Annotated in this window: 5 protein-coding genes; 1 reads left to right on the forward strand and 4 read right to left on the reverse strand. The window is 38.5% G+C overall.

Annotation, left to right across the window (positions count from 1 at the left end):
• The first annotated feature begins 4 nt into the window (after nucleotides 1–4).
• The gene (locus tag WAE64_RS13760; protein ID WP_340237370.1) at nucleotides 5–730 is read left to right on the forward strand and encodes a hypothetical protein; all 726 of its coding nucleotides are present in this window, start codon (nucleotides 5–7) and stop codon (nucleotides 728–730) included.
• A 53-nt stretch (nucleotides 731–783) separates the two neighbouring features.
• Here WAE64_RS13760 and WAE64_RS13765 read toward each other — a convergent pair whose 3' ends face one another.
• The 4 genes from WAE64_RS13765 to WAE64_RS13780 form a co-directional block, all read right to left on the reverse strand.
• Nucleotides 784–1,431: a hypothetical protein gene (locus tag WAE64_RS13765; RefSeq protein WP_340237371.1), complete on the reverse strand. Its 648-nt coding sequence runs from the start codon at nucleotides 1,429–1,431 to the stop codon at nucleotides 784–786.
• Nucleotide 1,432: 1 nt separating this feature from the next.
• Entirely contained in the window at nucleotides 1,433–3,754 is a 2,322-nt protein-coding gene (locus tag WAE64_RS13770) for a family 65 glycosyl hydrolase domain-containing protein (RefSeq protein ID WP_340237373.1), read from the reverse strand.
• 48 nt (nucleotides 3,755–3,802) lie between these two features.
• Nucleotides 3,803–4,468: a beta-phosphoglucomutase gene (pgmB, locus tag WAE64_RS13775; RefSeq protein WP_340237375.1), complete on the reverse strand. Its 666-nt coding sequence runs from the start codon at nucleotides 4,466–4,468 to the stop codon at nucleotides 3,803–3,805.
• A gap of 168 nt (nucleotides 4,469–4,636) precedes the next feature.
• A complete protein-coding gene (locus tag WAE64_RS13780; protein ID WP_340237376.1) occupies nucleotides 4,637–6,514 on the reverse strand; it encodes a glycoside hydrolase family 13 protein in 1,878 nt (625 codons plus the stop codon).
• Nucleotides 6,515–6,678 lie beyond the last annotated feature (164 nt).

A 6,678-nucleotide genomic window follows, 5' to 3' on the forward strand; every position in this document is an offset into this window, starting at 1 on the left:
GATAATGTTTCAAATCTCCAGGTGGGCTGGCAGGAATCCTGCGCTCGTTCGTTTTATCATTCTCCCGATTTTATTTTATGTACAATGCCGTATGGCGTTTGTCTTAGGAGCCGAAATGTTTTTCGAAGGCACTACTCTTTCGATTCCATTTTTGCTTGCTATGTTGTTTATTAATATCGGGGTTTGTCTGGTATATCCTTTCAATGCCAGAGAATTAATGCATAAGTTTTATTACAGGCTCAAAGTTATGCAATTGGTAGCTTGTTTTTCGTCAGCCGCATTATGGGGCTTTATCGGAAACCAGACTGCTGCTTATTTTGAGCATGTACGCATGGCAGAGCATAGTATTCAGCCTACCATGAATTATCCTTTTTCTGTTCTGGCTGTTACAATTACAAGTACAACTGTTGGCGAAACAGAAAGCTCAATGCTAACAACCAAAACAGTTTTTAAGAAATACTTTAAAAATGCCGTAGCAAAAATTAAAAAGACTTTCTTTACAACAACCACGGTTGATAGGTCGGCAAAGGTATTATTAATGGTACTCGGTATCGTTTTATTAGGAATCGGGGTTGTTGTTTTGGTTTGCGGCATTGAATGTGGAGGTTCGTCAGGGGCTATAGCCTTGGCTATAATAGGCGGTTTAGCTCTTTTAGGGCTAGGTATATGGGCATTAATTGGAGGTTTCAGACGAGCTTTTAGAATGATGAAAAGGCCGATGGTCAATTAAAATAAAAACGGGGCTCTTAGATTAATAAGAGCCTCGCTTTGTTTTTAACTGTGCTATTGGCAGAAATTAATAATCAAATCTTCGACTATTTGTTGTTCTTCATTGTTAAGGCACTTGGCCGCACTTAAATAACTTAAGGCACTTCTTAATTTCTGTTTGCTAACATGGCTGCCTAAATTACTGACATAGGCAGGCAATATAAACGACAAAGGTTTTAAATCTTTTCTTTCGCACCATTTATCAATCAATGCATTTAGAGTAGTATTATTGTTTACTGCTGCGCCTACTCTTTTTAATCCCTCTGTTAACCCTGATTTTATCATGTTAACGTATGGATTCTCCTTGAGTGTATCAGTATAATCAGCACCCAGGCGATAATAATAAGTTGCCTCCGCAATTTGCTCTAAGTCTTCATAAGATTTACCAACATTCAAGCAAAGCGATGGTAAGTAATTCTTCATACCATCGCCTTCGATTTTATTTGCGAGATCAAAAGATTTAAGATTCCATTTGAGTTTGTCTGCTAATGACAATTGTCTGCGTGCCATGTAATGCGCTGCAATACAAGCCTCAAATTCGTTAGATGCTAATGCCCAAGCCTGATTAAATAGCGCTTCTGATTCATTGAGTTTACCTTCAAACTCGTTACTCATGCCATCAGTACATAACTGAACTACCTTATTGCTTGGGTCTATATCCATATCAATGTGGGATATTTACGGTTTCAAGACCTTTAATATTTATTTTTTCACCTTCTACCAATACTGAAATTGGGGCTTCTGATAAGTTCTCAATCGAAATATGTTCAGGATAAATAGCTACTTTTAAAGCATTTTGTCTGAAACCTACTCTGAATGAGAAACTTTGCCATTGCTCAGGCAAAAATGGACTGAATGAGAGTATATTGTCTTTTACCCGCATACCACCAAAACCTTTCACAACCGACATCCAGGTTCCAGCCATTGAGGTAATGTGCAGACCATCTTCTGTATCATTGTTATAATCGTCAAGGTCGAGGCGGGCTGTTCTGACATACATTTCGTAGGCTTTTTCTTTCTTGCCTAGCTTAGCTGCCAGAATCACGTGCACACATGGAGACAATGACGATTCATGAACAGTCATTGGCTCATAGAAATCAAAATTTCTTTGCAGTTCATCAATCGAAAAATCTTCTTCAAAGAAATACATACCCTGCAAAACATCGGCTTGTTTAATAAAACAAGAACGCAATATTCTATCCCACGACCATTTCTGGTTAATCGGGCGATGCTGTGTAATATCATTTACTGTCAGCAACTCTTTATCCAAGAAACCATCTTGCTGTAAAATTACCTGCCGCTCGGCATCATAAGGGAAATACATATTTTTAATAATGTTTTTCCATGCCGATGTTTCGGCCGTTTCGTCAAAGTTTGTAATGCTTACAATATCTTCAAACCGGGCAGAGTTACGCTTTACAATATCTATGGCTTCAAGCGTGTATTTCAGACACCATACAGCCAGATAATTGCTGTACCAGTTATTGTTTACGTTGTTTTCGTACTCATTAGGCCCGGTTACACCCAGCATCACATATTTTTGCTGAGCTGCCGACCAGTTAACACGCTGAGCCCAGAAACGGGCAATACCAATTAAAACCTCTAAACCATATTCGCTCAGGTAATGGTGGTCTCCTGTGTATCTGATGTAATCGTGAATAGCATAGGCAATAGCGCCATTTCTGTGAATCTCTTCAAAGGTAATTTCCCACTCGTTGTGGCATTCTTCGCCATTCATCGTAACCATTGGGTACAATGCCGCCCCGGCCGTAAAGCCAAGTTTGCCTGCATTCTCAATAGCTCTTTGTAAATGATTATGCCGATAAACCAATAGGTTTCTTGCCACTTTTTGCTCTGATGTTGACAAATAAAACGGTAAGCAATACGCTTCGGTGTCCCAATAGGTAGAGCCACCATATTTTTCGCCTGTAAAACCTTTTGGCCCGATGTTTAGTCTTGCATCTTCTCCGGTATATGTTTGTTGCAGGTGGAAAATATTGAATCTGATACCCTGTTGTGCGGCAATGTCTCCATCAATCTGGATATCGTTACCTTCCCATTTGGTTTTCCAGGCAGCTTTTTGCTCTTCAAGCATTTGTTCAAAACCCTTGCTTGATATGTGTTCTAAATATTTCTTTGCCTCCAGATTAAGGTTTTCAATTGCATAGTTTTCCGACGATAAGTTAACCGCATATTTATAGATAACAGTTTCCTCATCATTTTTCAGATGTACCTTTATCTCATTAGCCACATATTTGTCTTTTTTTATGGGCATCGTTGGCAAATCAACTAATTCACCGTGCTGGAAACTTTCAAATTTCATACCGGTACACACCTGAAACGTTGGTACCGACTCCCATTTTGATTTTTTGGTTTCTAGCGTCAGATACCCCTCGCCATGTCCTGTTTCTTTGCTTATTTCATTCCAGAATTTTTCTCCATGATTTGAGTCTTTATTCGAAATATCACCATCGAGCGATACCGTTATTTTGGCATAGGCCGAAAAATTCAATGGCCTAATCGAAAAGCGTATAACTCCCGACTCGTCATCTTTTAAGCTACAAAAGCGAAGCGTATTAACCTTGATTGATTTACCTGATGGAAACTTGGCAATAAACGAGCGCTCAAGTGTGCCGTGATGCATATTTAATTCACGACGAAACTCAGATACTTCGCAAGAAGCCAAATCAAGTTTTTCTCCTTCAATTTCAAGATCTATGCCCGTCCAGTTACAGGCATTTAATACTTTGGCAAAATAATTCGGATAACCGTTTTTCCACCAACCCACACGGGTTTTGTCGGGAAACCACACACCAGCTACATAGTTGCCTTGTAAAGTTTTGCCAGAATAAGTTTCTTCAAAATTACCTCTGCCGCCCATACGACCATTCCCAAGGCTCATGAGGCTTTCGGTAATTTCATTATATTCGGGGTGGAATCCCTCCTCAATAATGCTCCATTCGTTATGGACAATATAATTTTTCATACGTAATTAGTAGCGTCTGTCGCTTATTTTATGGTTAAAGTAAGTCTTCTATAAAAGATTTTCTTGATTGACCTGAGCCAATAAGTCATGAATATCTACACCTACTAGGTCTTCAAACACAACATCAGCTTCTGTCAATACATCTTCTTTACCTATTCCTACGGCTTTCATGCCAGCTCTTTTTGCTGATTCAACTCCGGCTACGGCATCTTCAAAAACAAGACATTCAGCAGGTGAAAAGCCTAATTCTTCGGCGCCTTTCAGAAAAACCTCGGGGTCAGGTTTGCCTTTGCTTATTTTTGTGCCATCAATTATAGAATCAAAATCGTCGAGCATACCAATTCCTTCCAGAATCAACTTAGCGTTTTTACTTACCGACCCTAAGGCTATTTTTATATTTTCTTGTTTTACCTGCACAAAAAAATCACCAACACCTGGCAGAATATCTGCAGGGCTCATTTTGCTTACTAAATTCAGATAGTTTTCATTTTTTTGTGTAGCTAATGCCAGTTTTTCTTCATCGCTAACCTCAATACCGCCGTGTTTTAGAATAATATCTAAAGAATCCATGCGGCTTACACCTTTTAGTTGTTCGTTAAATTCTTCTGAAATATCAAATCCCAGATTATTGGCCATTTGTTTCCACGCCTGATAATGATAAATGGCAGTGTCGACAATAACACCGTCTAAATCAAATAGAAAAGCCTTAATCATATTTTCTTTTGGTTATTTTTACAGAATACATTAGTATTGGGCATAATACTCTTCAAGCCATAAACAACTTGAATTGTTTATGGCAGTATTGCAAATTAAACAATAGTTTTATTAAGAGTAGTACCTATTGGATAGGAAATTTTCAACGAATTGTATTTTGCAATACTATTAATTGTTAATTTCCAGTACTAGTGCTGTCATGGCAGGTACTTTGATGCTTTTAATATCAGAAATTACCTCGTCTGTCATAACATTTTTGGCAGATTGTGCATTTTTCAGAATCTCGGCAAAATGCTGGGTTTGTACCTCTTTTTCGGCAGTATTAGAGTTACTTATCACCATCACTCGCTGTTTGTCGGTATATCTGAAATACACGTAGATTCCATCAACAGGCAGAAACTGCATCATTTTCCCTATAGTAATTGCCTCCGATGTTTTTCGGTAGTTCAGTAGTTTTTTGTTCCACTCAAAGGCTTCATTTTCTTTTTCGTTTCGGCCAGCGGCTTCAAATTTATTTTCTTTGTCGTCTTTCCAACCACCCGGAAAATCTTTACGCACCTCAGCATCGGTCGGATTCTTGAAGTTTTTCATCAGTATTTCGGTGCCATAATACATTTGCGGAATACCTCGAAGCGTATAAAGCCATGTAAGGCCCATTTTATATTTATTGAAATCTTCACCAATTACCGAAAAGAATCTATCGCTGTCATGATTTTCTACAAAAGGTACTAGTCTTTCAGGATTCTGATATACCATATCTTGTGCAATTACCTGATACAAGCGATTAACGCCTTCGTTCCAGCCAAATTTCTCGTTCAACGCAGCATTAATAGCATGATGCACCTGAAAGTCACAACTTGATGGCAAGTTACATTTAAACGGGATATTGTAATTGTTTTTGGTGAAATATGACTGGCTCACAACCGTTCCGACAGCCGATTCACCAAAGATTAGCATATTTGGGTGTTCGTCCAGAATAGCCTTGTTACACTTATTCATAAACTCCATATCGTTATAAATATAAGTATCAATTCGCCAGGCATCTATATTAAAGTACTCAATCGTCCAGAGTGCGTGCTGAATAAGAAAATTTGCCACAAACGGATTTTTCTGATTCAAATCGGGTAGAAAAGGCACAAACCAACCATCAGAAGTAACTCTTTTGTCATAATTTGATGCATGAATATCAAATAGCGGTTGGTCTTTATAAGAGGTATTGGTATATGTATCCCACTGGTTCAACCAATCTTTTGACGGCATATCACGTAAAAACCAGTGGTTGATACCAACATGGTTATAAACGGCATCTTGTACCACTTTGATGCCTTTTTCATGAGCTGCATCAATCATTTTTTTGTAGGTGTCGTTTCCGCCCAAACGTTGGTCAACATTATAATGGTCGGTGAAGCCATATCCATGATAAGCACTTCTCATAGAGCCGCCTTCGTTGGTGATAGGCTGGTTATTTTCGATAACCGGAGTGAGCCAAAGTGAAGTAACGCCCAGTTCCTGAAAATAATCTAAGTGATTGATGATACCCTGTAAATCGCCACCGTGGCGTAGCCAGGGGTTCTTTCTATCTGCATTGTTATCAATCATATCATCAAATCTATCGTTCGATTCGTCTCCGTTCGAGAATCGGTCGGGCATAATCAGATAAATAACATCGGCTTGAGTAAGGGCTTGCGGTCTGGCTGTTCGGGTTCTAAGTTCATAGTCAATTTTGGTAGTATTTGCTCCTGTTCCGAGAGTAAAAGACAGCTTTCCTGCTTTTGCTGTTTTGGTAATCTCTAAGTCAACAAACAGATAATTGGCGTTTTCTACCTTATTAACTTTTTTTATTCTCACGCCGGCATAGGGTTGTAAGCTTATTTTATGACTGGCTATGTCTTTGCCATAAAGCAAGATTTGAAGGTTAGGGTTTTTCATGCCAACCCACCAATTAGTAGGGTTGATTCGCTGTACATCAGGCTTTTGTCCAAATATTTCAGCAAATAGTAATAATTGTACAAAAACAAGAATAATAGGTTTTACGTTAATTTTCATTGAGTTAAAGTGATTCGTTTATGAAGCAAAATAACGCAATCAAAGTTTTTTTTCATAAAAAAATACTCATTAGATTTGAAAAGACTTTAACCTTAAAATAATAGGGCTTTCGCTTTGGAATGGTCATGCCGCAGAGATTTGAGGTTTTCTTAATTGTGACTTCA

The organism is Emticicia soli (assembly GCF_037860775.1).
Classification (GTDB): Bacteria; Bacteroidota; Bacteroidia; order Cytophagales; family Spirosomataceae; genus Emticicia; species Emticicia soli.